This is a genomic window from Marinibacterium profundimaris (assembly GCF_002210095.1).
In the GTDB taxonomy this organism is placed as follows: Bacteria; Pseudomonadota; Alphaproteobacteria; order Rhodobacterales; family Rhodobacteraceae; genus Marinibacterium; species Marinibacterium profundimaris.
The window spans coordinates 51,333-76,336 of record NZ_AQQR01000009.1 but is presented as its reverse complement, the minus strand read 5'-3'; the positions used below and the strand labels follow the sequence as shown (position 1 = coordinate 76,336).

The 25,004-nt window shown below is 66.0% G+C and carries 25 protein-coding genes; 7 read left to right on the top strand and 18 right to left on the bottom strand.

The features are described 5' to 3' along the window. Positions 1-33: 33 nt before the first annotated feature. The 6 genes from ATO3_RS18675 to ATO3_RS18650 all read right to left on the bottom strand — a co-directional run bounded on the left by ATO3_RS18675 (position 34) and on the right by ATO3_RS18650 (position 5,977). Positions 34-954 carry a 3-hydroxyacyl-CoA dehydrogenase NAD-binding domain-containing protein gene (locus ATO3_RS18675; protein ID WP_088651418.1) on the bottom strand — a complete coding sequence of 307 codons (921 nt, stop codon included), beginning with the start codon at positions 952-954 and terminating at the stop codon, positions 34-36. Continuing rightward, on the bottom strand, positions 951-1,844 hold the full coding sequence (locus ATO3_RS18670; RefSeq protein WP_088651417.1) for an isocitrate lyase/PEP mutase family protein: 894 nt from the start codon (positions 1,842-1,844) through the stop codon (positions 951-953). The genes ATO3_RS18675 and ATO3_RS18670 overlap by 4 nt, the downstream gene beginning before the upstream one ends. Further along, entirely contained in the window at positions 1,844-2,485 is a 642-nt protein-coding gene (locus ATO3_RS18665; protein ID WP_088651416.1) for an isochorismatase family protein, read from the bottom strand. The genes ATO3_RS18670 and ATO3_RS18665 overlap by 1 nt, the downstream gene beginning before the upstream one ends. Further along, complete coding sequence (leuD, locus tag ATO3_RS18660; protein WP_088651415.1) at positions 2,460-3,134, bottom strand: 3-isopropylmalate dehydratase small subunit; 675 nt, start codon at positions 3,132-3,134, stop codon at positions 2,460-2,462. The genes ATO3_RS18665 and leuD overlap by 26 nt, the downstream gene beginning before the upstream one ends. After that, positions 3,131-4,561 carry a 3-isopropylmalate dehydratase large subunit gene (leuC, locus tag ATO3_RS18655; protein ID WP_088651414.1) on the bottom strand — a complete coding sequence of 477 codons (1,431 nt, stop codon included), beginning with the start codon at positions 4,559-4,561 and terminating at the stop codon, positions 3,131-3,133. The genes leuD and leuC overlap by 4 nt, the downstream gene beginning before the upstream one ends. 297 nt (positions 4,562-4,858) lie before the next feature. Next, entirely contained in the window at positions 4,859-5,977 is a 1,119-nt protein-coding gene (locus ATO3_RS18650; RefSeq protein ID WP_158218003.1) for an LLM class flavin-dependent oxidoreductase, read from the bottom strand. Positions 5,978-6,576: 599 nt separating this feature from the next. On the opposite strand from ATO3_RS18650, the gene hydA reads away from it, so the two are divergent. Together hydA and ATO3_RS18640 are read left to right on the top strand one after the other, a co-directional pair. Then, positions 6,577-7,962 (top strand): dihydropyrimidinase, encoded by a 1,386-nt coding sequence (gene hydA / locus ATO3_RS18645; protein WP_088651412.1) that lies wholly within the window; start codon positions 6,577-6,579, stop codon positions 7,960-7,962. Between the two features lie 36 nt (positions 7,963-7,998). Further along, on the top strand, positions 7,999-8,676 hold the full coding sequence (locus ATO3_RS18640) for a GntR family transcriptional regulator (protein WP_088651411.1): 678 nt from the start codon (positions 7,999-8,001) through the stop codon (positions 8,674-8,676). A 3-nt stretch (positions 8,677-8,679) separates the two neighbouring features. Here the strand turns inward: ATO3_RS18640 and allE are convergent, their stop codons facing one another. From allE to ATO3_RS18615, 5 genes are read right to left on the bottom strand one after another with little or no spacing between them, the layout of a single operon-like run. Next, on the bottom strand, positions 8,680-9,426 hold the full coding sequence (allE, locus tag ATO3_RS18635; RefSeq protein WP_088651410.1) for a (S)-ureidoglycine aminohydrolase: 747 nt from the start codon (positions 9,424-9,426) through the stop codon (positions 8,680-8,682). Continuing rightward, positions 9,423-10,376 carry a dihydrodipicolinate synthase family protein gene (locus ATO3_RS18630; protein ID WP_088651409.1) on the bottom strand — a complete coding sequence of 318 codons (954 nt, stop codon included), beginning with the start codon at positions 10,374-10,376 and terminating at the stop codon, positions 9,423-9,425. Before ATO3_RS18630 ends, allE begins: the two co-directional genes overlap by 4 nt. A 15-nt stretch (positions 10,377-10,391) precedes the next feature. After that, positions 10,392-11,510: an NAD(P)/FAD-dependent oxidoreductase gene (locus ATO3_RS18625; protein WP_088651408.1), complete on the bottom strand. Its 1,119-nt coding sequence runs from the start codon at positions 11,508-11,510 to the stop codon at positions 10,392-10,394. Beyond that, positions 11,507-12,904, bottom strand: coding sequence for an NAD(P)/FAD-dependent oxidoreductase (locus tag ATO3_RS18620; RefSeq protein ID WP_158218002.1), 1,398 nt, complete (start codon positions 12,902-12,904; stop codon positions 11,507-11,509). Before ATO3_RS18620 ends, ATO3_RS18625 begins: the two co-directional genes overlap by 4 nt. Continuing rightward, positions 12,901-13,170, bottom strand: coding sequence for a (2Fe-2S)-binding protein (locus ATO3_RS18615; protein ID WP_088651406.1), 270 nt, complete (start codon positions 13,168-13,170; stop codon positions 12,901-12,903). Before ATO3_RS18615 ends, ATO3_RS18620 begins: the two co-directional genes overlap by 4 nt. Positions 13,171-13,299: 129 nt before the next feature. Between ATO3_RS18615 and ATO3_RS18610 the strand changes: the two genes are divergently transcribed. From ATO3_RS18610 to ATO3_RS18590, 5 genes are all read left to right on the top strand, one after another. Then, positions 13,300-14,118 (top strand): transporter substrate-binding domain-containing protein, encoded by an 819-nt coding sequence (locus tag ATO3_RS18610; RefSeq protein WP_088651405.1) that lies wholly within the window; start codon positions 13,300-13,302, stop codon positions 14,116-14,118. 83 nt (positions 14,119-14,201) lie between these two features. Continuing rightward, entirely contained in the window at positions 14,202-14,876 is a 675-nt protein-coding gene (locus ATO3_RS18605; RefSeq protein ID WP_088651404.1) for an amino acid ABC transporter permease, read from the top strand. Next, on the top strand, positions 14,876-15,550 hold the full coding sequence (locus ATO3_RS18600; protein ID WP_088651403.1) for an amino acid ABC transporter permease: 675 nt from the start codon (positions 14,876-14,878) through the stop codon (positions 15,548-15,550). The genes ATO3_RS18605 and ATO3_RS18600 overlap by 1 nt, the downstream gene beginning before the upstream one ends. After that, positions 15,528-16,265, top strand: coding sequence for an amino acid ABC transporter ATP-binding protein (locus tag ATO3_RS18595; RefSeq protein ID WP_088651402.1), 738 nt, complete (start codon positions 15,528-15,530; stop codon positions 16,263-16,265). Before ATO3_RS18600 ends, ATO3_RS18595 begins: the two co-directional genes overlap by 23 nt. Beyond that, positions 16,234-17,196, top strand: a complete 963-nt coding sequence (locus tag ATO3_RS18590) for a DUF6282 family protein (RefSeq protein ID WP_088651401.1) — start codon at positions 16,234-16,236, stop codon at positions 17,194-17,196. The genes ATO3_RS18595 and ATO3_RS18590 overlap by 32 nt, the downstream gene beginning before the upstream one ends. A gap of 10 nt (positions 17,197-17,206) precedes the next feature. On the opposite strand, the gene ATO3_RS18585 is transcribed toward ATO3_RS18590, so the two are convergent. The 7 genes from ATO3_RS18585 to ATO3_RS18555 form a co-directional block, all read right to left on the bottom strand. Further along, positions 17,207-17,875, bottom strand: coding sequence for a GntR family transcriptional regulator (locus ATO3_RS18585; RefSeq protein ID WP_088651400.1), 669 nt, complete (start codon positions 17,873-17,875; stop codon positions 17,207-17,209). A 320-nt stretch (positions 17,876-18,195) separates the two neighbouring features. After that, positions 18,196-18,618, bottom strand: coding sequence for a DUF3830 family protein (locus ATO3_RS18580; RefSeq protein ID WP_088651399.1), 423 nt, complete (start codon positions 18,616-18,618; stop codon positions 18,196-18,198). Between the two features lie 13 nt (positions 18,619-18,631). Next, entirely contained in the window at positions 18,632-21,454 is a 2,823-nt protein-coding gene (locus ATO3_RS18575) for an FAD-dependent oxidoreductase (RefSeq protein ID WP_088651398.1), read from the bottom strand. A gap of 4 nt (positions 21,455-21,458) precedes the next feature. Beyond that, positions 21,459-22,352, bottom strand: coding sequence for a dihydrodipicolinate synthase family protein (locus ATO3_RS18570; RefSeq protein WP_088651397.1), 894 nt, complete (start codon positions 22,350-22,352; stop codon positions 21,459-21,461). Then, positions 22,349-23,371 carry a phosphotriesterase family protein gene (locus ATO3_RS18565; protein ID WP_088651396.1) on the bottom strand — a complete coding sequence of 341 codons (1,023 nt, stop codon included), beginning with the start codon at positions 23,369-23,371 and terminating at the stop codon, positions 22,349-22,351. Before ATO3_RS18565 ends, ATO3_RS18570 begins: the two co-directional genes overlap by 4 nt. Positions 23,372-23,383: 12 nt before the next feature. Beyond that, the gene (locus ATO3_RS18560) at positions 23,384-24,196 is read right to left on the bottom strand and encodes an amino acid ABC transporter ATP-binding protein (RefSeq protein ID WP_269845420.1); all 813 of its coding nucleotides are present in this window, start codon (positions 24,194-24,196) and stop codon (positions 23,384-23,386) included. A gap of 25 nt (positions 24,197-24,221) precedes the next feature. Beyond that, positions 24,222-24,953 (bottom strand): amino acid ABC transporter permease, encoded by a 732-nt coding sequence (locus ATO3_RS18555; RefSeq protein ID WP_088651395.1) that lies wholly within the window; start codon positions 24,951-24,953, stop codon positions 24,222-24,224. Between the last annotated feature and the right edge of the window lie 51 nt (positions 24,954-25,004).

The following is a 25,004-nucleotide window of genomic DNA, read 5'->3' as shown; positions in this document are numbered from 1 at the left end:
CAAAACGCAAAGGATGGCTGGGGGCGGGCCAACTTAGGGGCGGCGATCGTCCGCCATTGCCTGAACCCGCCGCGTTTCCAGGATATTCTCGTCGCGCCAGGCCTGCCAGGCCGACAACTTCTCAACCGGAATACCTGCAGAGATGTCGTCATGGATCCGGTCGACCATCTCCTGTGTCCAGTCGTAATCGGTCCGCGCCGACTGGCCCATCTGGCGCATCATGCCGCCCAGGTGCGCGACGAAATCGGCGAATCCTCCGGCCGCGTTCAGATGCGCGACCGCGAAGGGACCAAGCGTGGACCAGCGCAGCGCCAGCCCGTCGGTCAGCACACGGTCGATATCGGCCGCACTGCAATAACCCTCGCCCACCAGGTGCATCGCCTCGGCGACCAGCGTGTATTGCAGCCGGTTCAGCAGAAACCCGTCGATCTCGCGCGTGAGTTCCACGGGCTTCATGCCCAGGCCTTCCATCAGGCCCCTGGTCCGGGCCACGGTTTCCGGTGCCGTTGACGGCGTCGGGCACAGTTCGACCAGGGGGATCAGCGACGGCGGGTTCACCGGATGCGCCACAAGAGCCCGCGCGGCGCCGGGAATGTCGAGAAAACTCGACCCCATGATCGCCGATGTCGAGGACGCCAGAACCGTCTCGGGCCCGGCAAGCGCATCCATTTCGCGGAAGACGCCGCGCTTGACCGCGACGTCCTCCTTGATGGATTCCTGCACATGGACGGCGCCGTCCAGTGCCTCGGCGAGCGTATCGACAAAGCGGACCCGGTCGATCAGCGCCGGATCGGCGCCTGTCATCCGCGTCGTACGTTCCAGCAGGGCCTGGGTCTGATCCCGGGCGGCTTCGCCGCGCGCGTCGTAGATCGCGACATCGCAGCCGCCGCGCGCGAAGACGAAGGCCCAGGCCGATCCGACCAACCCGGCCCCGACACAGGCAATGCGGGTCATTCTGCGGGTCCCGAACCCTCGGGCGTCTCGGCCGAGGCCCACTTACGCTCGAAATCCCAGACCTCTTCGAAGCCGATCAGGGTGTTGAACTCCTTGAACGAGAACAGGTCCAGATCAGGCGAGGCCGAAGAGCCGTTCGTCTCCAGCGCAGTGTAAACTTTGCGCGCGGCCTGCGCGGCGGCAAGCCCGGTTGCAGAGGGATAGATCGCCATGGAATACCCCAGCTCCCGCAGCTCGCTCGCGGTGCGGATCGGTGTCAGGCCGCCATCGGCCATGTTCGCCATGGTGGGCTTGTCCAGGACCCGGCACGCCTCGCGCATCTCGTCGTCACTGGTCAGTGCCTCGACGAAAAGCACATCGGCCCCGGCCTCGGAATAGGCCTGCATGCGCTTGATCGCGCCTTCGAACCCTTCGGATTGCCGGGCATCGGTCCGCGCGATCACGGCCATATCGGGGTTGGTGCGTGCCTCGCAGGCCACCTTGATCTTGTTGACCATGTCTTCGACCGGGACCACCCTCTTGAACGGCGTGTGGCCGCATTTCTTGGGGAATTCCTGGTCCTCGATCTGGATGCCGGTGACGCCGGCCTCCTCGTAGCCCTTGACCGTATGATGCACGTTCAGCAACCCGCCGAAGCCGGTATCGGCATCGGCGATGACCGAACCGTCGATATGCCGGCACAGCGTGCGAACACGGTCAACCATCTGGGTGTAGGTGACGATGCCGGCATCGGGCAGCGCATAGGCCGAGGCCGTCATCCAGTAGCCCGAAGCATAGGCGAACTTCAGCTTGGACGTGTTGAAGACGGAGGCGGCGATCATGTCGTGCACGCCGGGCGCCACAACGAATTCTCCGGCGCGCAGCGCCTGCAGAAGGGATGGTTTGGTCATTAATTCTGCCCTTGTCTGTTCTTCATGTATGCGATGACCTCGGCCTCGCTCACGACATCGCCGTACTTGGCGTCCATGTCGAAGAGGTTGGCGTTGTGCGGATCCGGATGGCGATCTCCGACCGCGTCACGCACGATGATCGGGATAAAGCCATGCGAACAGCTGTCGACGCAGGTGGCGCGCACGCAGCCGCTTGTCGACAGCCCGGTGTGTATCAGCGTGTCGATCCCCATTGCGGTCAGGGTCGACCCCAGGGACGTGCCGAAGAACGCGCTGGGATATTGCTTGGAGATCACGAGCTCGTCGTCGCCGACCTCCAGCCCCTCGGGCCAGGCGCCCATCGGGCTGCCCTCGACGAAATTCTCCAGAACCTTCACCTTCTGGAAGAAGCGGCCTCCGTCGATACCGCCGGGGCGATAGACCACGTTGGTGTAGATCACCGGCACACCGGTTTCGCGCGCAACCGCCTGCAGCCGAAGCGCCGAGGCAAGCGCGTCTTCCACGCCTGCATAAAGCGGGCAGTCGCGCTCGAAGTAGGCCTGGACGAAATCGATCAGCAGAAGCGCCGGGCGCTCACCGAAACCGATCCGGTTGTCATAGGCACGCTTGTAGTTGTCATCCAGATTTTCCGGTTGGCTCACCGAGAATCTCCTCACCCAGGTCGTTGAAATGCGCCAGTTGCTCTTCGCTGTAGTACAGCCAGGGCGCACGGCGTTTCTGTTTCTCTTCAAAGGCCGCGATATCCGCGCCGTCGTCGCGCTGGATCGACCCGATCTCGTCGAGCCCGTTCAGCAGGGCATCCTTTCGGTACGGCTCGATCTCAAATCCGATGACGACCCCCGAGGCCAGCCGGACCTCCTGCGTGGGCAGGTCGATCGTGACCAGCTCCTCGCGCTGAGCAGCCTCGCGGACGACTGCGATGTCATCGGGCGACAGCCGCACCGGCAGCACCCCGTTCTTGAAGCAGTTGGCAAAGAAGATCTCGCCAAAGCTCTCGGCGATGACGCAGCGCAGCCCGAAGTCCGCCAGCGCCCACACGGCCTGCTCGCGGCTCGATCCGGTGCCGAAGTCCTGGGCCGCGACCAGGATCTCTGCCTTGTCATAAGGGGGCCGGTCCAGGATGAAGGGCGTGGATTGCCGCGGGTCGTTGCGACGCTCGTGGAAGGCGTGCTTGCCAAGCCCCTCCTTGTCGAGAAGCAGCAGGAACCGCGCGGGAAAGATGATGTCGGTGTCGATCGCGTCCTCGTCGATCCAGGCCGCGACGCTGGTGACGGTATCAAAGGGCTTCATTCGACGGCTCCCTTCTTCAGCGACCGCACATCGACAAGATGTCCGGCGATCGCGGCCGCAGCGGCCATTGGCGGGCTCATCAGGTGGGTCCGGCCGCCGATGCCCTGGCGCCCCTCGAAGTTGCGGTTCGAGGTCGAGGCGCAGCGCTGGCCCGGCGTCAGACGGTCGTCGTTCATGCCGACACACATCGAACAACCCGACGCCCGCCAGCTGAAGCCCGCTTCGACAAAGATCTTGTCCAGCCCCTCGGACTCGGCCTGCGCACGCACGGCGGCCGAACCCGGCACGACCATCGCGTCGATGCCGGGGCTGACCTTGCGCCCCGCCACGACCTCGGCGGCCTGGCGAAGATCCTCGATCCGGCCGTTGGTGCAGGAGCCGATGAACACCCGGTCTACTGTCAGATCGGACAGCGCCATGCCCGGCGTCAGCCCCATGTATTCGACGCTGCGCTGCATGCGCGCCCGGCGACCCTCGTCCTCGACGTCGGAGGGGTCCGGCACGGTTCCGGCAATCGGCGCGCATTCCTCGGGCGTGGTGCCCCAGGACACGAATGGCGACAGCGTCGAGACATCGATCACGACCTCGCGGTCAAAGACCGCGTCCGGATCGCTTGGCAGGCTGCGCCAGTAGTCAAGCGCCGCCTCCCAGTCCGCCCCCTTGGGCGCGAGCGGGCGCCCTTCGAGATAGGCGAATGTCTTTTCGTCCGGCGCGACCATTCCGATCCGGCTGCCCGCCTCGATCGACATGTTGCAGAGCGTCATGCGCTGTTCCATGCTCAGGTCCCGCACCGCCGACCCCGCATATTCGATCGCGTGGCCCACGCCGCCGCCGATACCGATTTCGGCGATCACGGCGAGGATCATGTCCTTGACCTCGACGCCTTCGGGGCGAACGCCTTCAAGCCGGATCCGCATCGTCTTCTGGCGCTGCTGGCGCAGAACCTGGGTGGCGAATACGCATTCACATTCACTCGCCCCGATCCCGAAGGCGATGGCACCGAAGGCGCCATGGGTGCAGGTGTGGCTGTCTCCGCAGACCAGCACGACGCCGGGCAAGGTGAACGCGAGCTCGGGGCCGATGACATGCACGATCCCGTGCCGGCGATCCTGCATCGGGATGTAAGGGACACCGTATTCCCGGGCATTCTCGTAGAGCCGCGCAACCTGCGAAGCCGCCAGCCCCTCGCGCAACGGATGGCCCCGGCCCTGGGTCGGCACCGCGTGATCGGCGACTGAAATATGGGCATCCGGCCTGTGCATAGGGCGTCCCGCCTGCTTCAGACCCTTGAAGGCCTGAGGGCTCGACACCTCCTGAACAAGGTGGCGGTCCACATAGAGAAGATCCGTCCCGTTGTCGTATGTTTTAACGACATGGTCCGCCCAAACTTTCTCATAGAGCGTCTGCGGCTCGGTTTTGTCTGTCATTGCAGATGTCTCGCTTCACGACGGGAATTTTCGAACCGCCATGACGTCTGAAGTTGAGCCGCACCCAAGGGTCGGCGATTTACGGTCGGGGTGAAATCTGGCACTTAATGCATGCGCATTCAAGCTGTTTTTGGACGGCTGCGGCGGCCATGGGAAGGACCGGCTGCCGCAGATGGACACGCCTTTGCGCACCCCCTCGGACCTGCGCCGGCCAGGCCCTTACGTCCGGGTCCGGACGGACCGGAAGCTACGACCTGGCGCAGGGGCCAAGGCCCGTGCGCACAAGGGGACACCCGGTTATTGGCGGCTCTTGATGAGAGGCATCACGTTTTCAATGAACTCGGGCGTGTCGCTCTCAAAATCCGGGAAGGACAGGCAGACACCGGCAACGCCGTTGGCCGCCAACGCGTCCAGGTGGTCCGCAATGGTCTGGTACGACCCGACGATATAGGGCACCGACATGAAGGTCGTGACCTCGGGCGGCAGCTCCTGATAATCTTGGCGGTTCTTGTCGAAACCCGAAACGCGCAGCCATTCGTTGATCGCGTCCTCGTCCCGATTGTCCAGGAAGCCCTGCTTCTTGGCCATCGCCTCTTCGTCCGTCGGCGCCGTGATCACCGTCAGAAGCGTCAGCGATTTCACGCTGCGGTCGTGTTCGGCCGCAAGCGCCGAGATCTTTCCCGCAACCTCGCCCAGCTGCTCGGCCGTATCGTTCATTCGGCCGATGAACGAGTAATCCGCCTGACGCGAAACGAAATCCAGCGCGCCGGGCGACTGGCCCGCGCATACGATCTCGGGGAGCTGGGAGGGCTTGGGATCCGAGACGCAATCTTCCAGCTTGAAGTATTTCCCGTCAAAATCGACCCGGTCCTCGGTCCAGAGACGCTTCAGGATCGTCAGGTATTCGTCGGCATATTCGTAGCGATTGAGGAAGAAGTCGTCGTCGCTCCACAGCCCCATCTGGGCGTACTCGAACTTGTTCCAGCCTGCGACCACATTGACGATGAAGCGATCGCCACAGATGTCGTAGGCCGTTGCCGCCATCTTGGCCAGAACCGCAGGCGGCATCGTCCGCACCGCGACCGAAGCAATGACCTTGATATCTTTCGTGACGGCACCGACCGCGGACATCAGCGTGAACGCTTCGAGAGCACTGTCCCAGTGACCGGTCTCGCCGCCGTAGCCACGCCATTTGACCTGCGCCAGCAGGAAATCCATGCCACCGTCATCCGCCATCTGCGCGACCTTGCGGTTCAGCTCCCAGGTCGGCGCGCTCTGCGGCGGGCTCCCCTTGGAGATAATCAGGCTCCCCGATGTTGTCGGCATGAAGATGCCCAGCTGGATCCGACTCATGGTTATTGCTCCCTGGCCTAAGACTACGCATGCAATATCATGGAGCACCCGCGAGCGTGTCAAGCACATCTCGTCCGCCGGGCCGCCTGGAACGGCTGAAACCATATTTACATTATATATATTGGCATCTTGCTACCTTGACAGATGCGGCGCACAGGGAGGTGTTCACCGCCAGAGAGCCATGAAGTCTTGCAACAATGCATACGCATTCTATCGCCGGGGCCCATACCCGGCAGAGGACAGCCCCCTAAAGAGCGGTGGCAGCAGTCGAACCGTGTCGACAACGGCCGCGAATTCATCTCCCGCGACCTGGACCTATGGGGCTGCCCCAACAACTTCAGGCTGGACTTCTCGCGGCCGGGCAAGCCGACTGGCAACAGCTTCATCGAAGCAGCTCCGGGCAGAGAGCCGGAACGCACACCGGTTCATGAGCCTTGCCGAGGCCTGCGAAACGCTGTCGGAATGACGTGGACACCGCGACGAGGACCATCCCCAAAGCGCGATCAGGCCCGACGTCACGTCCCGGCGGAACTCAACAGCGACCCGCTTTGCGCAGGTTTCGCCCATTTCTGTCTGCGACCCGCAAAAAACAGCACGTCAATTGTATACGGGCTGTCTATTGATGGTATATATAGCGGGACACATGATCCGAGGCCCTATCCATGCAGTTTGACCTACTCCTGAAATCCGGCACCGTCGTGACCGAAACCGAAAGCCGACAGGCCGATGTTGGCATCAAGGACGGCAAGATCGTCGCCATCGACAGCACGCTTGACGGCGAGGCCACCGAGGTGATCGACGTCTCGGGCCGCCTGGTCCTGCCCGGCGGGATCGACAGCCACGTGCATATCTCCCAACCCTCGGGTGATGGCATCGCCATGGCCGACGACTTCGAAAGCGGCACCCGCTCGGCGCTCTTCGGCGGCAACACGACGATCATGCCCTTCTGCCTTCAGGAGCGCGACGGCGACCTGCGCAGCGCGATCAACTGGTATCACGGGCTGGCCGAGAACCAGCTTTATACCGATGTCGCCTTTCACCTGATCGTCGCCAATCCCAGCCCCGGCGTCCTGGGCCAGGAATTGCCGGCGGCGATCAAGGATGGCTACACCTCGATCAAGGTCTTCATGACCTACGAGAACCTGCGCCTCAACGATGCCGAGCTGCTGGCCACCTTCGACGTGGCCCGCGAACACGGCGCGACGATGATGATCCACTGCGAGAACGAGGATGCAATCCGCTTCCTTGTCGAGCGGCACGAGGCCAATGGCGATATCCGCCCCCGCGCCCATGCCTCCACCCGCCCGATCCCGGTGGAACGCGAGGCAACGCATCGCGCCCTCTCGCTGGCCGAGATCGTCGATCTGCCGATCGTGATCGTGCACGTGTCCAATGCCGCCGCCACCGAAGAGATCCGCCGCGCCCGCGCAAGGGGCATGAAGGTGACGGCCGAGACCTGTCCGCAGTACCTTGTGCTGACCGAGGATGACCTCGACGGCATGGACTGGGAGGGCGCCAAGTTCGTCTGCTCGCCTCCGCCGCGCAATACCGAAGAGCAGGCCGCCTGCTGGGAGGGTCTGACCGACGGCACGTTCGACCTGTTCTCGTCCGACCACTGCCCGTTCCGGTACGAGGGCACCGACGGCAAGATGAACCCGAAGGGGGCGAAGAACTTCCGCTATATCCCCAACGGCATCCCCGGGGTCGAGACGCGGCTGCCGATCCTGTTTTCCGAGGGCGTCGGCAAGGGCCGCATCAATCTGCAGCAATTCGTGGCCCTGACCGCGACGAACCACGCCAAGACCTATGGTCTTTTTCCCCGGAAGGGTACCATCGCGGTCGGTTCGGATGCCGACATTGCCATCTGGGATCCCGACCTGACCCGGACCGTGACCCACGACGGCCTGCATGACGGCGCCGATTATTCGCCTTATGAAGGCATGACCCTGACGGGCTGGCCCACCACCGTTGTGCTGCGCGGCAAGGTCATGGTCCGGGATGACGTACTGGAAGGAGAGCTCGGTGACGGTCAATATCTCTCTCGCTGAACACGCCCGCCCTCTGCCGGCGCGCGGGAAGACGGCATGAGCCGGGAAATCGCCGAGGCGACGCAGCTTCCGCTGCGCAAGCGCAACAGCGCCCTGTCCGAACAGGTGCGCCTGCGCCTGAACGAGATGATCCGCAACCGCGACCTGACCGGCGGGCAGGTGATCACCGAGGAACGCCTGGCCGAAACGCTGGGCGTGTCGCGCACCCCGCTGCGCGAGGCGCTGCTGCGGCTGGAAGGCGAAGGCATGCTGCAAAAGAACGCCGGGCGCTCCTTCATGGTGCGCCAGGTGGATTTCACCGAGTACATGCAAAGCCTGAAGATGCGGCGCATCATCGAACCCGAGGCCGGGGCGCTCGCCGCGACGCGCGTGCCCAAGGCCGAGCTTGCCGCGATACGCCAGGAGATCGAGGCCCTGCACGACAACAATGACCTGGGCGAGCACACGCGCGCGCACTGGAATTGCGACGACAAGCTGCACCGGCTGTTCGGCTATCACTCGGGCAACCAGGTGATGTTCGGCGTGATCGAGCGGCTGCGCGTCACCACCCGCCTGTTCGAGGTCACCGATATCCGCCAGCGGGTCGAGGCGGACCACGCCCAGCACCTTGAAATCCTTGATGCGCTGGACGCGGAAGACCCGGAATGGGCCCGACGCGCGGTCGATGCCCATATCTCCAGCATGATCTCCTATTCGCTGGAGCAGTTCACCTGAGCGTCACCCCAGGGGATCGCGGTTCCAGTTCTTGTAGATCAGGTAACGGGCATTGCCCCGGCCGATGGCGCCGAACCACTGCGGGCAGAAGGGGCCCATCCAGATGGCATCGCCGGCGGCCACCGGATACCACGCATCTTCAAGTCGGTAGACCCCGCCACCGTCCAGCAGCATCAGGCCGTGCTCCATGAAATGGGTCTCGACGTAAGGCAGGCCGGCCCCGGGGGCAAAGTCCATCACGTTGATTTCCATGTCGAAACCCGGCGCGTCAGGCAGCAGTTTCTGCAGCATCAGCCGCTCGTCGCCCTTCAGCGGCTGCACCGCGACCTCGGGGATCGCCGAGACCACGGGCACGGGCAGCGCCGCGCCGTCCAGCGGCCGGTAGTGCCGTTCCAGCACCAGCGCCGCCGCGCCATGGGCAAGGCCCAGCACGTGGTCGCAGCCGGCGGGAAGGAACGCATATCCCTCCTCCGACAAGCGGGCGGCATCCTCGCCCCTGATCGTCACTGTCACCTGACCCTCGCGCTGCAACACGAACCGCTCGACCCCGGCGGCCGGCGCGGCGATCTCGGTGTCCTCGGCCGCGCGCACGAGGAAAAAGGTGAACTCGGCCCCGAGCGCCGGGGTGATCAGGTGAACCAGCGCACAGCCGGGCCAATGCGGCAATGTCACCTGTTCATGGCTGTCATGGCTGATGAGCGCATGTTTGGCCGCAAATGCAGAGCGGGTCTCGCCGAAAGTCTGTCTCATGCCTGTGCTCTTTCACATTCGATGTTGAGAACCGCACGCAGGCGGTCGGTTTCCTCGGGGGTCAGTTCCCGCATCGGACGTTTCATCCGGTCGCTTGCGATATGGCCCTGCAGGTGCAGGCAGGCCTTCAGCCGGGCATTGGCCAGGTAGGCCGGCGCGCGGCGGTAGATTTCGCGCGACAGTGGATAGATCGCCTCGTGCAGCTCCCGCGCCCTGGCCCAGTCTCCGGCATTGCAGGCCGCGAAGAGCCCGGTGACAAGCTCTGGCGCGATGGCCGCGAGCGACACCTGGCTTCCGTCGGTGCCGATCTGGTAGCAGGCGAACAGGTGTTCATCGCCCGAGGCCATGACCGACACGCCGGGGCGCTCGGCCTTGATCCGCCGCCGCAGCTCTTCGTAGGCCGCGACCTCCCAGGCGCCTTCCTTGATCCCGGCGACGGCCTCGATCTGGCACAGCCGCGCCAGCAGGTCGACGTCATAGGACAGGCGGCCCCAGCCCAACGGCGCCTTGTACAGCACGACCGGCAGGCCGCAGGCCTGTGCCACGGCGCGGTGATGGTCGACGATCATGCCCGGATCCGCGCCCATCGCCCAGTGATTGGGCGGAAACACCAGCACCGCATCGGCACCGGCACGGGCGGCATCCTCGGCCTCGCGCGTGGCGGCGGCGGTGGATTCCGAGGTCACGCCCACGGTCAGGAAACTGGCGTCGGGCACCGCCTCGCGCACCACCTCGGTCACGCGCCGCCGCTCGTCCAGCGCCATCATCCCGCCCTCGCCCGCATGGCCGTTGATCAGCAGCCCGCAAATTCCCTCGGCGCGCGCGATGCGCCCCGCGTGGGCGGCCAGTTCGGCCTCCGACACGGCGCCGTCGCGGGTCAGCGGGCAAAGGGTGGCCGCGTGAATGCCTGTCAGGCGGGGTTCATCGAGCGGTGCTGCGGATTCTTTCACGTGCGATCTCTTTCGTTAATGGGAACCATGGCCGGGCAGAAGCCGGTCGATCGGGAAAAGGGGCATCTCGGGCGGGCGGCCCAGGATGGCCTGGGTCAGGCACCGGGCCATGTAGGGCGCGCTGGTATAGCCCGAGTGGACCGAGCCGATCACCCAGGCGCCGGGATGGCCCGGCACCGGGCCGACGGCGGGCAGCGCATCGGCGGTTTCGGCCTCGAAGCCGGTCCAGATGCGGACAATGCGACTGCGCCGCAGCGACGGGATGGCATGCACCGCAAGACGCGCATTGCCCACGGCGCTGGCGGCAGTGGCGCGATGGGTGCCGCTGTCGCGGTCGCCTTCCCCCTGCCAGCCGCCGCCGATCACCACCGTGCCATGCGGATATTGCTTGAGCGACAACAGCCCGCTGGCAATCCCCAGCACCGTGCGCATCACCGGCGCCGCGCGTTCGGTCACCGCCAGCTGGTTGATCAGCGTCTTGATCGGCAGGTCGATCCCCAGCCACTTCAGCATCGGCTCGATCCAGACACCGCCGGCCAGGACCACCTGGCGGGCCGTGACACCGCCCCCCTCGGTGCGGATGTCATAGCCGCGCCCGGACGAACCAAGCCCGGAGACGGGCGTGTATTCGCGCAGCTCGACCCCCGCTTCGACCAGCGCACGGCGATAGGCCAGCCCGGTCAGGTAGGCATTGGCGTAGCCGTCGACAGAGCAATGGCTGGCCATGCGGATGCCCGGGTTCACGCCCGGCTCTATCCGCGCGGCCTCCCGGGACGAGACCAGCCGGATCGGCGCACCCGCCGCGCTGCGTGCCTCGGCGCGTTGCGACAGGATCTCTTCCTCGGCCTCGGTAAAGGCCAGCGACAGCCCGTCACAGGCCACCACCCCCACGTCATGGCCCAGCCACTGCGGCGCGTTCACCCACATCTCGTGCGCCTTCAGCGCATAGGGGATCAGCGCCGCGCGGGTCATCTGCATCGTCAGCGTGCCGGCATTCGTCCCCGAGGCCTGCCGCGCCAGCGCACCTTTGTCGAACAGCACCACGCGCATGCCTTCGCGCGCCGCAAAAAGCGCCACGCTCGCGCCCTGGATGCCACCACCGATGACGGCAAGATCGTAATCAGTCCGGGTCATAGCGGCGCGGGCTTCGGAACGGGGATGTCGGAATAGTCGAACTCGCCAATCAGCCGGTCCATGCTGACCGGACGCACGGGCGCGCGCGGGGTAAAGCGCAAGTCCCCCTCCGGCGCCAGGAGCCCGGCGGCGTTCAGCCCGCACATCCGGCCCTGGCAAGGTCCCATGCCGAGACGCGTGAAATGCTTGAGCTGGTTCATGTCGGCCGCGCCACTGGCCATCGCCGCCTCGATGTCCGACCGCCGCACGTCCTCGCAACGGCAAACGACGCAGTCCGGCGGCATCTCTGCCAGGTCGTCCTCGGGGAAGGTCATCAGCCTGCAAGAGGCATCGGCAAAGCGCAGCGCGCGCGCCAGGCGGCGCCGCGCCGGGCGGGATCGGGCCGCGAAGGCATCGGCATCCAGGGCGCCGTGATCGCGCGCGGCCGCAAGCCCGGCGATCTGCCCCTGGAAGACCGAGGGCAATGCCCCATGCACCCCCGCCCCGTCGCCCGCCGCGTAGAGCCCCGGCACCGACGTCCGCTGATCGGCGTCGACCTCGGTCCGGCACCCACCCCGCAGCCGGTCACGGGTTTGCGCGGCGCCGAGAAGGCGGTGCAGTTCGTCCGCCGGGGTCAGCCCGTTGCCGATGTATAATGTATCTGCGGCGATTTCGGTTTCCCTGCCGCTGGGCAGATGCCGCACCGTGACCCCGTCGAGCGCCGAACAGCCCCCCGCCGACACCACCGCGCTCTGCCGCAGGATCGGAACGCCTGCCGCCTTCAGCCGCGCCATCCACCGCGCGCCACGCGCCAGCATCGAGGGCATGGCGGCAAAGGCCGGCGCCGCGCGCAGCCAGTCGCGCGGGCCCGCCCGGTCGACAATCGCGCGCGGACGCAGACCCAGCTCAAGCGCCTTGACGGCAACGGCGATCAGAAGCGGCCCCTGGCCGGCGATCACGATCTCCTTGCCCGGCAGGGTCTTTTCCGACTTCATGATCGCGGTCGCCGCGGCCAGGCCGAAGACACCGGGCGTGGTCCAGCCCGGAAAGGGCAGCACGCGCTCCATCGCGCCGGTGGCCAGGATCAGGCGCGGCGCCTGCAACGCGTGGTTTCCCGTCGCCGCAAGACACTGCACCACGAAGCCGGGTTCGGCATCCCAGACCTCGGCCCCGGCCAGAAGGGTGACCGACGCGTCCCGCAGCCGCTTTCGCAACGCCCCGCCCTGCCGGCCATCGGGATCGCGCGCGGCGGCCGCCTGCGCCTGTGCGGTGCGCGGCGCGCGCCAGACCTGGCCGCCCGGCGCCGGGCCCTCGTCGATCAGGGCCACCCGCAGCCCCGCGCCCGAAGCCGCCAGAGCCGCCTCGCCACCCGCCGGACCCGCGCCGACGACGATCACGTCATGCGAGCCGCTCATTCCGCCGCCCCCGCGCCGCGCAGGCGCAACACCATGCCCGGCGCCACCGGCGTCTGGCAGGCGCGGCGCACCACCCCGTCGATCTCGATCGCGCATTCCTGGCAGGCGCCCATCATGCAAAAGGGCCCGCGCGGTGTGCCCGCGCCCGGAGAGGCGCGGAAAGCGTAGATGCCCTGCGCCAGAAGCGCCCCCGCCACCGTCTGGCCGGGCACGCAATCGACTGGTTTTCCATCCACGACCAACTGGATTGCCTCATTTTCGATCATCTTTGGAAGCGCCCGCCCCTGGCTGTCTCAAGAAGGTTGTTTACTTGTATGGGTTTTGTATACAGATTGAGTGCAGGGTGAACAATAGAGTTTACCGCGCCGTCAACCGAAAACAGGGAACACAGACACATGATGACTTTTTTCAAGCGCGCGATGGTCGCCGGGGTGGGCGCACTGCTCTCCGCATCCATGCTGCTGCCCGGTGCGGCAGAGGCCCGGTCGCTGGATGAAATCCTGTCCTCCGGCACCCTCAAGGTCGGTGTGAACCCGACCCTGCCGCCGCTGGGCATCTATGACGAAACCAACCAGATCGCCGGCTTCGACGTCGATTTCTCGCAGAAACTCGCCGACATGCTGGGCGTCGAGCTTGAAGTCGTGCAGGTCGGCTCGCCCGACCGCATCCCCTTCGTCGCCAGCGGCAAGATCGACATCGTCATGGGCGCCATGACCCGCAACCCGGAACGCGCCAAGGTGATCGACTTCACCCTGCCGGTGCATACCGAGGTCTTCGGCGTGCTCACGACCGAGGACAAGGGCTATAGCGACTGGAAAGAGCTGAACACCTCCGACGTGACGATGGTGCAGGTGCGCGGCTCCACCCCGGTGAAGTTCATCGAGGAAAACCTGCCCGAGGCCGAGGTCCTGCTGCTCGACAACTACCCGGACGTGATCCGCGCGCTGGCCCAGGGCCGCGGCGACGCGATGCTCGACGTGGTGGATTTCGTCGGCGAACACATGAACAAGCATGACGTCGCCTGGAAGGTCGTCGAGACCCCGGTCGACATCTACTATTGCGCGCTCGGCGTCGCCAAGAACAGCACCGGCCTGAAAGACTGGCTGAACGTGGCGATCTTCGAACTGCACCGCGACGGCGTGGTCGACGATCTCTGGGTCAAGTGGTTCGAACGCCCGATGATCCGCGACGTCGACATGTCGCCCTGGTTCTGACCCTCTCTCCCCCAGCGCCATCAGGGTCCCCGCCGGCTGTGCCGCGGGGGCCTTGCCTTCGGACCGCCACATACGGGTAATCGATGGACTATACTTTCCAGTACGGCCAGGTCTGGCCATACGTCCCCTATCTTCTGAAAGGCGCCTGGCTCAGCCTGCAGATCGCCTTTCTCGCCTTTTGCGGTGGCATGCTGATCGGCACCGCCTGCGCCGCGGTCAAGACATTCGGCAGCGGCTGGATGCGGCACGGGGTCAACGCCTACGTGGTGTTCTTCGTCAACACGCCGCAGCTGGTGCAGATCTACTTCCTTTATTTCGCCCTGCCCGACATGGGCATCTTCCTGAGCTCCTACATGGCGGTGCTGCTGGGAATGACGCTGAACGCGGGCGCCTACCTGACCGAGATCCAGCGCGCCGGTTTCGAAAGCCGCCGCCAGAGCGAGATGGAAGCCGCCGAGGTGCTGGGCTTTTCCCGCTGGCAGCAGATCCGCTACGTGATCCTGCCGCACGTGGCCAAGGTGCTGTTTCCGCCGCTGTCGAACCACTACATCCTGATGACGCTTGGCACCTCGATGGCCGCGATCTTCGGGGTCGAGGAACTGACCGGCCGGGCCTTCAACATCAACAGCGAAACCTTCCGCTCGCTCGAGGTCTTTTCGATCGTGGCGGTGATCTACGTGGTGGTCACGCTGGCCGCCTCGGTGCTTCTGGCGCTGTTCGGCCGCTTTGCCTTCCGCGCAAAAATGAGGGTGGTGTGATGAGCGAACTGGCCGATCTTCTCACCTATTACAACGTCATCTTCCTGCTCAAGGGCATGGCGACCACCTTCGCGCTGTCGGCCCTGGGCTGCATCCTTGGCGGGCTCTTCGGCACCGCGCTGGCCGTGGCGCGGCTGACGACCGGGCCGCTCACCCTGCCCCTGCGGGCGCTGGCGCTGGTCTTCACCGAATTCTTCCGCCGCGTGCCCTTCCTTGTCACGCTGATGCTGTGTTTCTTCATCTTCCAGTTCAGCGGGCTCGATGTCTCGACCTTCACGGTGGGCTGCGTGACCGTCGTGCTGATCGGCACCGCCTTTTTGGCAGAGATCGTGCGCGCCGGGCTGCAATCGGTGCATCCCAACCAGTGGCACGCCGCCGAGACGATGAACTTCACGCTGCTGCAGACCATCCGCTACGTGGTGCTGCCGCAGGCCTGGACGGTGATCCTGCCGCCGGCCTTCGGTTTCTTCATCCTCTTCATCAAGGACAGTGCGCTGGCCTCGCAGATCGGGGTGATCGAGCTCACCTATGTCGGCAAGGTCTTCAACAACCGCGGCTTTTCCGCGGGCGTGTCCTTTGGGGTGATCCTCGTCGCCTATTTCATGCTGTCCTACCCCCTGTCCCGCCTCGGCGCGAAACTGGAGAAAAAACTTGGCTCATCTCGAACTCGATAACATCAGCGCCGCCTATGGAAAACTGCGGGTGCTCGACGGGATCGACATCTCGGTCGGCTCAGGTGAAACCGTCGGCCTGATCGGCCCCTCCGGATCGGGCAAGAGCACGATCCTGCGGGTGCTGACCGGGCTGCTCAAACCCGAGGCGGGCCAGGTCCGCGTGGGCGGCGAGCCGATCAACTTCGACAAGCCCGCCGAGATCCGGCGGTTGCGCGACCGCGCCGCCATCGTGTTCCAGCAATACAACCTGTTTCAGAACCTGACCGTGCTGGAAAACGTGATGATCGCGCCCACCAAGGTGCGCGGCCGCAAGCCCAGGGATGTTCGCCCCGAAGCCGAGCATCTTCTGGCCAAGGTCGGGCTGGCCGACAAGATAAACAGCTACCCCGACCAGCTTTCGGGCGGCCAGCAGCAGCGGGTCGCCATCGCGCGCGGCCTGTGCCTGAAGCCCGAAATCCTCCTGCTGGACGAGGTGACCGCCGCGCTCGACCCCGAGCTGGTCAGCGAGGTGCTCGATACCATCCGGGGCCTGGCCGAAGACGGCATGACCATGCTGATCGTCAGCCACGAGATGGGCTTCATCCGCGAAATCAGCGCCCGCGTCGCCTTCATGGCCGACGGCAAGGTGGTCGAGCTCGGCTCGCCCGCGCAGATCTTCGATGCCCCCGAAAAGGAGAGAACCCGTGACTTCGTCGGAAAAATCCTGCGCCACTGAGGGGCTGCCCGCAAATCTGCCTTCCCGGCTGCCCGGCGCTGACCTGCTGGTCGGCGCGGTGGACGGGCATGTGCATGCCTGCCCGCATATCAACCACCGCTCGATTGACGTGTTCGAGGCCACCCGCATGGCCGCCGCCGCCGGCATGCGCGCCATTGGCCTGATGGACAATTTCGCCAATACCTCGGGCCTTGCCGCGCTGGCCAATCGCCAGTTGGGGCACCTGGGCGTCGAGGTCTTCGGCGGGCTGATCATGGAACCCCCCGCCGGCGGCATCAGTGCCGAGGCCGTGCGCGTCGCGCTGAAGCTGGGCTATGGCGCGCCGGGCGATGGGGCGCGCTTCATCTCGCTGCCCACCCATCACACCCGCCACATTGCGCGATTGGAAAACCGGTCCGAGGACCACATCGCGCGCTGCCTCGCCATCCCCGAGAGCGGCCCTCTGCCCGACCCGCTGCCCGAGATCCTCGACCTGGTGGCCGAGGCCGACGTGGTGCTGAACACCGGCCACCTGAGCGCGGCAGAGGCGCTGCGCATGGTCGACGCGGCGCGCGCCCGTGGTGTCACCCGTCTCCTCGTGCCTGCCAGCCACTATGACGCCGCGACCGTGGCCGAACTGGCCGGGATGGGCGCGCATGTGGAATTTTCGTTCTTCTTCGCCAGCCACGCCACCCAGACCGGGCTGACCCATGTGGACGCCGCCCGCAACACCGTGCCCCCGGTCAGCGCGCCCGAAATGGTCGCCCTCATCCGGTCCGCCCCGGTGGACAAGGTGGTGCTTTCGGGGGATTGCGGCGTGTTCCTCCTGCCGCCGCCGGTCGAAGGGCTGCGAGAGTTCCTCTTGCTGCTGGAAAGCTGCGGCCTGACGCGCGAGGCGCTTCGGCGCATGACCGGCGAGACCCCTGCAGCGCTGTTCAGGGTCGGATCCTAGGCAAAGGAGATCATGACACCGTCTCGATCGCAAACTGAAGCAGGGACCGGATGTGGCCGGCCATCGCCTCGTGCGCAAGCCGGGCATCGCGGGCTTCCAGCGCGTCTAGGATGGCCTCGTGCTGGCGGGTGTCGGGCTCCAGTCGTTCCGCAAGGCGGTCGATCTCGAACATCTTGGTGCTGGCGCGCAGGGCATGGAGCATGTCGGCCATGACGCGGTTGCCGCAGTTCTCGATCACCAGCCCGTGCACTTCGTCATCCGACCGCCAATGGGCCAGCATGTCGTAGGGCTGCTGCTCTTTCACGGTGTGCAACGTCTGACGCGCCCGTGCGATGGCCGCCGGATCGACCCGGTTCACGCACAGCGCCGCGGCCTCGGCTTCCAGAAGCTCCCTGACCTTCAGGCTTTGCAGGTATTCCCGCAACTCGACCTTGCGCACCTGGAAGGACCGGTTGGCCGACTTCACAAGCACGCCCTGCGATTCCAGTCGCTGCAGGGCGTGGCGCAAGGGGGTGCGTGAGATACCCAGCAGGTCGGCAATCTGCTGCTCCACGATCACGCTTCCGGCGGAAAGGTCGCGCTGTTCGATCATCGTCGAGATCGCGGCGTAAGCCTGATCCGCCAACGTGCCCCGACGCTGCGGCACCGCGAGGTCCGAGGAAGGCGGCTGTTTCGTCATGACATCATTATTCCAACTATGTTCGCCCGTGAAAGCCGGTGACGGGCCCCGGGGTCTCTGTTTGCGGTGCCCCGGCGGCAGGCATCGGTAAATCCGGTTCGGCCAGGCGGCGCACGTCCGGACATCGACGGTATTCTAACCGGATACCGCAGGTCCGGCAAAGCTGGACCGCACAGCCCTGCATGCCGCGCGCCTGCACGGAAACTGACCGGCCTCCGCGCCTCTCCCTTGCCACCGGGTTAAGACCGTCCCGCGCGGGTGTCCCCGGCCGGACCCGGGATTTCCGAAACCCCGGGCCCGACCGGGCCGCCTGTCCTGCTTCAGGCGTCGGGCGCCAGTTCGAACGTGACGTCCTGCGCCCCTTCCCAAAGGGTCAGATTGCCAAGTTTCATCAGGTTCTCATGCCCGCTGGTGAGGGTGATGAAGTGGTTGCCCGCAAGCTGGCCCATCTTGGAAGAGAAATCGACACCGCCATAGGCCAGCAGGATCTCGGTCTCAGAGATGCCGCCGGGGTACAGGATGATATGGCCCGGTGCCGGGTGCGACGTGTGGTTTTCATAGCCGACGCCGAAGTCATGCTCGCCCAGCGGAATCCAGACGCCCTCGCCGCTCCAGCGGACATGCACCACCTGGCTTTTATAGGGGAGCAGCTTGCGGAAGGCGGCGCAGGTCTGCGGCGCGGCCTCCTCTTCCAGGACGGCGTCAAAGGTATAGGGGCCGGCCTTGATCTTCAGTTTGGTCATTCTGTGCCTTTCATCAATTGAAACGTTCGAAGGTGAATGCGGCGATGTCCTGCCGCATGGTGCCGTTGAGAGCGGCCTGCGCCACTTCGCGGCCCATCAGCGGGCCAAGGGTGTAACCGTTGGCGGTGGCGGCGACCGTGACGCCGGGATGACCCGGCAAAGGGCCGATCAGCGGCGCGCCGTCAATGTCGATGTTCATCGCGGCCCAACTGCGCAGAACGCGCAGGCCGCCGACCGCGGGAACCGTGCGCGCCGCCACCCAAAGGTTGCCCTCAAGGCTTTCGGGCAGAACGCGCGACTGGCCGCCCGGCCCGGTTTCGGCCGTCCAGGCGCCACCGATCAGGACGGTGCCGGCGCGGGTCTGTTTCATGGTCAGGTGCCGGTCGGCATGGGCCACGAGGCAGGGCAGAACCGGCGCCGTGCGTTCGGTCACCACCATCTGCAACGGTGCGCCCTTGACCGGGATGTCCGCGCCCAGCATCCGGCCCAGTTGCGACGCCCAACCGCCCGCCGCGATGACGATACGCTTCGCACGGACCGTGCCGCGCGGCGTCGTGATCTCATAGCCGTCGCCCGCGCGTGCAATGCCCGTGACCGGTGCCTGTTCTTCGAAACAGACGCCCTGCGCGCGTGCCTCGGCCACCAGGGCCCGCGAGGCCGCAAGCGGATTGATCTTGCCCTCGCCCGGGCACCAGGCCGCGGCCACCATGCGCGGCGAAATCCCTGGCGCGATCTGGCGCAGACGGTCGGGGCCGATGATCTCGGTCGTGATGCCGAACCGGGCTTCGGACTGCGCCTTCTGTTCAAGGAAGGGAATCTGCGCCTCGGTTTCCGCCACCATCAGGCCGCCGGAGGTGGTCATCTCGAAATCCGCGCCAAGCTGATGCTCCAGCTCGGCCCAGAGCGCGATGGATTCCTGCTGAAGCGGCAGTGTCCGCAGTTGCAGGTCGCCGCCGCCCACCGCCTTTTGTCCAAAGTCCCAGGACAGCAGTTGCAGGTGCAGGCTCCCCGCGTTGCCGCCCGAGGCCTCGGCATTGAGCCAGCCACGCTCCAGCACGGTGACGTTTGCGCCCTGCCTTCCGGCAAAAAGCGCGGCGGAAATGCCGGTGATGCCGCCGCCAATGACAACAAGATCGGCGCTGTCTTGATGCAGCGGTGTGTCGGGCGGCGATCCGGGCCGGGCCGCCGGTGCGCTTTCGCGGTGGCCGCCCCATTCCGGCTTTTCGATCCCCAGCGCCGAGACCGAGACCGGCTTGGCAGGGAGTTGCGGTGCAAACAGCCGTTCGGGCGATTGCGGCTGCTCTGCATCCGCCAGCAGCCGAAGCGCCACGGGCAGGCAATATCGCCCCTGGCACCGCCCCATGCCCATGCGGGTTTCGCGTTTGAGGGCGCCGGGATCACGGGCCCCTTCGGCAATGCAGCGGCGCAGCGCGCCTGCCGTGACCGCCTCGCACCGGCAGACCATGGCGCTGTCGGCGGGCGGCTTTGGCGGCGGTGCATCGAACAAGGCCCAAAGCGCGGATTGGAACCGTTGCGCACGGTGAAGAGGCGCGGCCGAAACCGCGGGCGGCCTAAGACCCAGAAACCGCGCGATCGCCGCGCCCGCCAGCGCGCCCTGCGCCTCGGCGGCGGGCGCCCCGCCCATGCCGCCAGCGTCACCGGCAATCCAAAGCCCCGGAACCGAGGTGGTGCCATCCTCGTCGCGTCGCGGCACCGGCCAGCCATGGCCCTTGCCCGCGACCAGCTCGGCCCCCATCAGCCGCGCCAGTTCCATCTGTGGCGCGAAACCGGCCCCGATGCACACCGTGCGCGCCCGGATCGTCCGGGTGGCGCCGCCGGCAACGGGCTGCACGATTGCTCCATCCTCGGAAATCCCGGCCAGCTCCCAGCCGGTCAACACCGGAACACCGGCCCGCGCGAAACGCAGTCTTTGACCCAGCCCCGCCGCGATCAGCCCGGGCGATTGCATGGCCGCGCTCAGAACCGCGCCGGGCCGGCGCAGGGCCGCGCGTTCCACCACGGCGGCGACCTGTCCGCCCAATCGCAGGATCTCATCGGCCAGCTGCCAGCCAAGCGGCCCCTGCCCTGCCACCAGAACCGGCCCCGGCGGCAGGACACCGTAGCGCCGCACAAGGGTCTGCGCGCCACCGATGCTGAGAACGTTGGACCCGGTCCAGCCCGGCACCACCGCGGGTATCTCGTAGCCGCCGGTGGCCAGCAGAACGGCGCGCGCGGTGATCGACAGATCGCCATCCGCGCCATGCGACCGCAAGGTGAAGCCCCTGCCCCCGCGCGCATGCCAAACCGTCTGGCCGTGGACGACCTCGACCCCCGCAGCCGTGACCGAAGCGCGCAGCGCATCGCCCGCGCGGTGCTGGGCGTCTTTCGGGGTTCCATGCCGAAAGCCATCGCTGCGCGGTTTGAAATACTGCCCGCCCGTGGCATCACGCTCATCCAGGACCAGAACACGCGCCCCGGACCCGACCAGAAGCAGGGCGGCCCGCAAACCGGCGGGGCCCGCACCGATCACGGCCACGTCCACCTTCACCGCGCGCGGCAGGGCAGCGTTGCCGTCCCAATGCGCGGGCGCGGTTGTCAGGTCATCCTGGGCGCGCACATCCATGCCCGGCCTGACCTTGGTCATGCAGGCCAGTTGCCCCACCTGTCCGTCGACCTGGACCGCGCAGTCCTGGCACACGCCCATGCCGCAGAACATCGCCCTGTCCTGGCCAGTGCAACCGGCACCCAGCTTGCGCACGCCCGCCGCCGTCAGGGCGGCGGCGATGCTGTCGCCGGGCCGCGCGTCGATCGAGGCGCCGTTCCAGTGGAACTGCATTGGCTCAGGCCTCTGCCAGATGCACCAACCCCACCGCTTCAAGCGCCGCCAGAAGCTCGGGCATATCCGCCTCCGGCAAGGGCAGGCGCGGGCTGCGCGGATCGCCGGTCGGCAGGTCCATCAGCTCCAGCGCCTTCTTGGTGGCCGAGACATAGCGATGCCCGCCCACCAGCCGGATCACCGGCAGCATCTTCCTGTAGAGCGCGCGGGCTTCGTCGTAATCCTGCGCATCCGCGGTCAGGGTAAAGAGCCGGGCGCAATCCTTCGGAAGGATGTTCGATCCGACGGCAACCCAGCCCTGCGCCCCGTTGACGAAGCTTTCAAAGCCCATGATCCCGCCAAAGACGGTCATCCGGTCGCCGCACAGGTCGATGATGTCGCGCACCCGGGTCACGTCCATCGTGCTTTCCTTGATGTAGTCCACACCCTTCAGCGTCGACAGGCGCGCCACGATGGGCGGGGTCAGGTCCACGTTGGCCGTCGCCGGGTTGTTGTACAGCATGATCGGCAGGTCGGTCGCTTCGCTGATCCGCGCGTAATGGCGGTAAAGCTCGTCCTCGGTGGGGGTCGAGTAGAAGGGCGGGATGATCATCACCCCGTCGGCGCCCACGGCCTCGGCCATGCGGCAGTTCTCGATCACGTCTTCCGTGCGTTCGGCCCCCGCGCCCAGCAGCACCGGCACCCGGCCCGCCACGGTGTCGACGACACAGCGCGCCACGGCTTCGCGCTCTGCCTTGTCCAGCGACAGGAATTCGCCGGTCGACCCAAGCGGGATCAGCCCGTGAATGCCTTCGGTCACCTGCCAGTCGGTGTAACGCGCCATGCGGGCGGGATCGAAATTGCCCGCATCATCATAGGCCGTGACCATCACGGAAAAAGTGCCGCGAAAACGGGTCATTGCGGGGTCTCCTTCAAATTCAGCAATCGCAGGGGGGTATCGCGCAGAAGCGCGGCGACGAGCGGCGGAGCAAACTCCAGCCGCTCCATGAGAGTGGTGACATTGCGCAGGATGTGGCCATAGCCGTGCCCGCCCCAGTGGCGCAGGCGGGTCTTGGTGCAAATGTCGTGTGATAGTGCGATCTGATCGCCAAAGCCCTGGTCCGCCAGGTCGCGGATCAGGCGCAGCCGGCCAAGGTCGGTGGGCAGCTCGACCTCGTCGGTCATCCAGTAATGCGAGGATTCGACGCCGAAGAAATCCCACTCGACCACCGCACCGCGTTCCAGCAGCGCGGGGATGCCGCTGCCGTCGGGATGCGTCCGGTCCATGTGGCACAGCACGACCCGGCCCAGGTCGGCCCCCGCGCCTTCAAGAATGTCGAGCACCTGCGCGCAGGCGGTTTCGTGTCGGCCGGGATGAACGCTGATCGAGGCGCCGGTGCGCTGCTGCGCTTCGGCGGCGGCCTCAAGCGCGCGGCGCTCGAACGCCGTCATCGGCCAGGAACATCCCATTTCGCCGATCAGCCCTGCGCGGATGTCGGTGCCATCCATGCCCTCCGTCACCTCGGCGGTGAACCGGTCGGCCAGCGCCCCGGACGACAGGGCCCTGATATCGTCGGGCACATAGGCCTCGACATAGGTGCCCGCCGCCGCGACGACGTGAACGCCGCTTTGCCGTGACGCCCTGGCCTGCCCTTCCGGGTCGCGGGCCAGACCGAAGATCGACTGATCCACCAGCAGGCTGCCGCCGTCCGCCGCGTAATGGTCCAGTTCGGCCGCGGCGATGCCGACATCGGTTTGCAGCGCGTTCGCGGCGCATTCGTTGGCGCGGTAATCGATCTGCCAGCGGTCTTCGGCACGGATCTGCGCCTGACGGTCGCCCGTCGTGCCGGGCGGGACGATATCGAACAGCAGGTGCTCGTGCAGCAGGATCGGCCCGACCGCATCCGAAGATACGTCGCCCAGAACGGTTCTGATCACGCGATCTCCCCCTCAGAGGATCTTCGACAGGAAGAGCTTGGTATGCTCGCTCTGCGGGTTGGTAAAGAATTCCTCGGGCGGCGCTTCCTCGACGATCATGCCATCGGCCATCATCAGCACGCGGTCGGCCGCGGCCCGGGCAAAGCCCATCTCGTGCGTGACCACGATCATCGTCATGCCCTGCCGGCTGAGGTCGATCATCACGTCCAGCACCTCGGAAATCATTTCCGGATCCAGCGCCGAGGTCGGCTCGTCGAACAGCATCACCTGCGGCCGCATCGCCAGCGCCCGGGCAATCGCCACCCTCTGCTGCTGACCGCCCGAAAGCTGGCTGGGATAGGCGTCGGCCTTTTCGGGCAACCCCACCTTCGCCAGAAGCTCGTGCGCATGGGCCTCGGCGGTCTTCCGGTCCTCGCCCATGATCCGGATCGGGGACAGGGTGATGTTCCTCAGCACGTTCAGATGCGGAAACAGGTTGAAGGACTGGAACACCATGCCCATGTTGCGCCGCTGCCGGGCGGTCCTGCGGTCGCCCAGCAGAGTACGCTTGCCGCCGCTGTCCTGGCGATAGCCCATGTTCTCGCCGCAGGCATGGATGCTGCCGCCCTCGATGGTTTCGAGATGGTCGATGCAGCGCAGCAGGGTCGACTTGCCCGACCCCGAACGCCCGGCGATCACGACGACCTCGCCCGTGCGGACCGTCAGGCTGACGTCCTTCAGCACCGTCACGTTGCCAAAGCGTTTTTCGACGTTCCGGATCTCGACGATGGGCGGGCCAAGATCGCGCATCCCGGCCCTGGCCACGGGACGAACTTCGTTTTCCATGTTGCTCATATCCTTGTCCTCCATCTCACACCTGGGCGGCCTGGCCGGACAGGACCGGGTCGGGCTTCTTCCGCTCGTCCGTGTCCGCGGCGGGACCGAAGGGCCGGTCGTAATGAGCCTCGAGCCGTTTCTGGATCAGACCCCAGAGCGTGGTCATCACAAGGTACCAGCAGGCCGCGCACATGTAGGCCTCGAGCACCTTGAACTCGAGCTGGGCCATCTGCTGTGTCCGGCGGAACAGTTCCTCCATCGAAATGACAGAAGCCAGCGAGGTGGTCTTGATCATCAGGTTGAACTGGTTGCCCAGCGGCGGGATGATGACGCGCGTCGCCTGGGGAACGATGACATAGCGCATACGCTGCGGCCAGGTCATGCCAAGCGCAAGGCTGGCGTCTTCCTGCCCCTTGTTCACCGAGGTGATGCCAGAGCGGACGATCTCGGCGAAATAGGCGGCCTCGTGGAGCGACAGCGCGATGATGGCGCTTTCGATCACGCCCAGCTTTATGCCGGCCTTGGGCAGCACGGTATAGATGATGACCATCTGCACCAGCAGCGGCGTGCCGCGCCAGATCCAGATGTAGGTGTTCGCGATCTGCCGCAGGATCCAGGTTTTCGACATCTTCATGAAGGCCAGCATGGCCCCCAGCGAACAGCCGATCAGCATCGCGACGATCGACAGCCAGATCGTCGTCCAGACCCCGTTCAGCATGTAGGGGCTGAACAGGAACTGCATGAAATGATCCCAACTCCAGGACATTCTCTCTCCTTCCCGGTGCGGGGTGGCCGGCGTGGCCCCCCCGTCTTTTCG

What these genes read in the sequence shown, in the direction of transcription:
- ATO3_RS18585 (WP_088651400.1), bottom strand. Translation starts at nt 17,875, where the DNA reads ATGACGAAACAGCCGCCTTCCTCGGACCTCGCGGTGCCGCAGCGTCGG.
- allE (WP_088651410.1), bottom strand. Translation starts at nt 9,426, where the DNA reads ATGAGACAGACTTTCGGCGAGACCCGCTCTGCATTTGCGGCCAAACAT.
- ATO3_RS18610 (WP_088651405.1), top strand. Translation starts at nt 13,300, where the DNA reads ATGATGACTTTTTTCAAGCGCGCGATGGTCGCCGGGGTGGGCGCACTG.
- ATO3_RS18560 (WP_269845420.1), bottom strand. Translation starts at nt 24,196, where the DNA reads ATGGAAAACGAAGTTCGTCCCGTGGCCAGGGCCGGGATGCGCGATCTT.
- ATO3_RS18605 (WP_088651404.1), top strand. Translation starts at nt 14,202, where the DNA reads ATGGACTATACTTTCCAGTACGGCCAGGTCTGGCCATACGTCCCCTAT.
- ATO3_RS18640 (WP_088651411.1), top strand. Translation starts at nt 7,999, where the DNA reads ATGAGCCGGGAAATCGCCGAGGCGACGCAGCTTCCGCTGCGCAAGCGC.
- ATO3_RS18570 (WP_088651397.1), bottom strand. Translation starts at nt 22,352, where the DNA reads ATGACCCGTTTTCGCGGCACTTTTTCCGTGATGGTCACGGCCTATGAT.
- ATO3_RS18620 (WP_158218002.1), bottom strand. Translation starts at nt 12,904, where the DNA reads ATGAGCGGCTCGCATGACGTGATCGTCGTCGGCGCGGGTCCGGCGGGT.
- ATO3_RS18555 (WP_088651395.1), bottom strand. Translation starts at nt 24,953, where the DNA reads ATGTCCTGGAGTTGGGATCATTTCATGCAGTTCCTGTTCAGCCCCTAC.
- ATO3_RS18675 (WP_088651418.1), bottom strand. Translation starts at nt 954, where the DNA reads ATGACCCGCATTGCCTGTGTCGGGGCCGGGTTGGTCGGATCGGCCTGG.
- hydA (WP_088651412.1), top strand. Translation starts at nt 6,577, where the DNA reads ATGCAGTTTGACCTACTCCTGAAATCCGGCACCGTCGTGACCGAAACC.
- leuC (WP_088651414.1), bottom strand. Translation starts at nt 4,561, where the DNA reads ATGACAGACAAAACCGAGCCGCAGACGCTCTATGAGAAAGTTTGGGCG.
- leuD (WP_088651415.1), bottom strand. Translation starts at nt 3,134, where the DNA reads ATGAAGCCCTTTGATACCGTCACCAGCGTCGCGGCCTGGATCGACGAG.
- ATO3_RS18600 (WP_088651403.1), top strand. Translation starts at nt 14,876, where the DNA reads ATGAGCGAACTGGCCGATCTTCTCACCTATTACAACGTCATCTTCCTG.
- ATO3_RS18580 (WP_088651399.1), bottom strand. Translation starts at nt 18,618, where the DNA reads ATGACCAAACTGAAGATCAAGGCCGGCCCCTATACCTTTGACGCCGTC.
- ATO3_RS18625 (WP_088651408.1), bottom strand. Translation starts at nt 11,510, where the DNA reads ATGACCCGGACTGATTACGATCTTGCCGTCATCGGTGGTGGCATCCAG.
- ATO3_RS18615 (WP_088651406.1), bottom strand. Translation starts at nt 13,170, where the DNA reads ATGATCGAAAATGAGGCAATCCAGTTGGTCGTGGATGGAAAACCAGTC.
- ATO3_RS18575 (WP_088651398.1), bottom strand. Translation starts at nt 21,454, where the DNA reads ATGCAGTTCCACTGGAACGGCGCCTCGATCGACGCGCGGCCCGGCGAC.
- ATO3_RS18670 (WP_088651417.1), bottom strand. Translation starts at nt 1,844, where the DNA reads ATGACCAAACCATCCCTTCTGCAGGCGCTGCGCGCCGGAGAATTCGTT.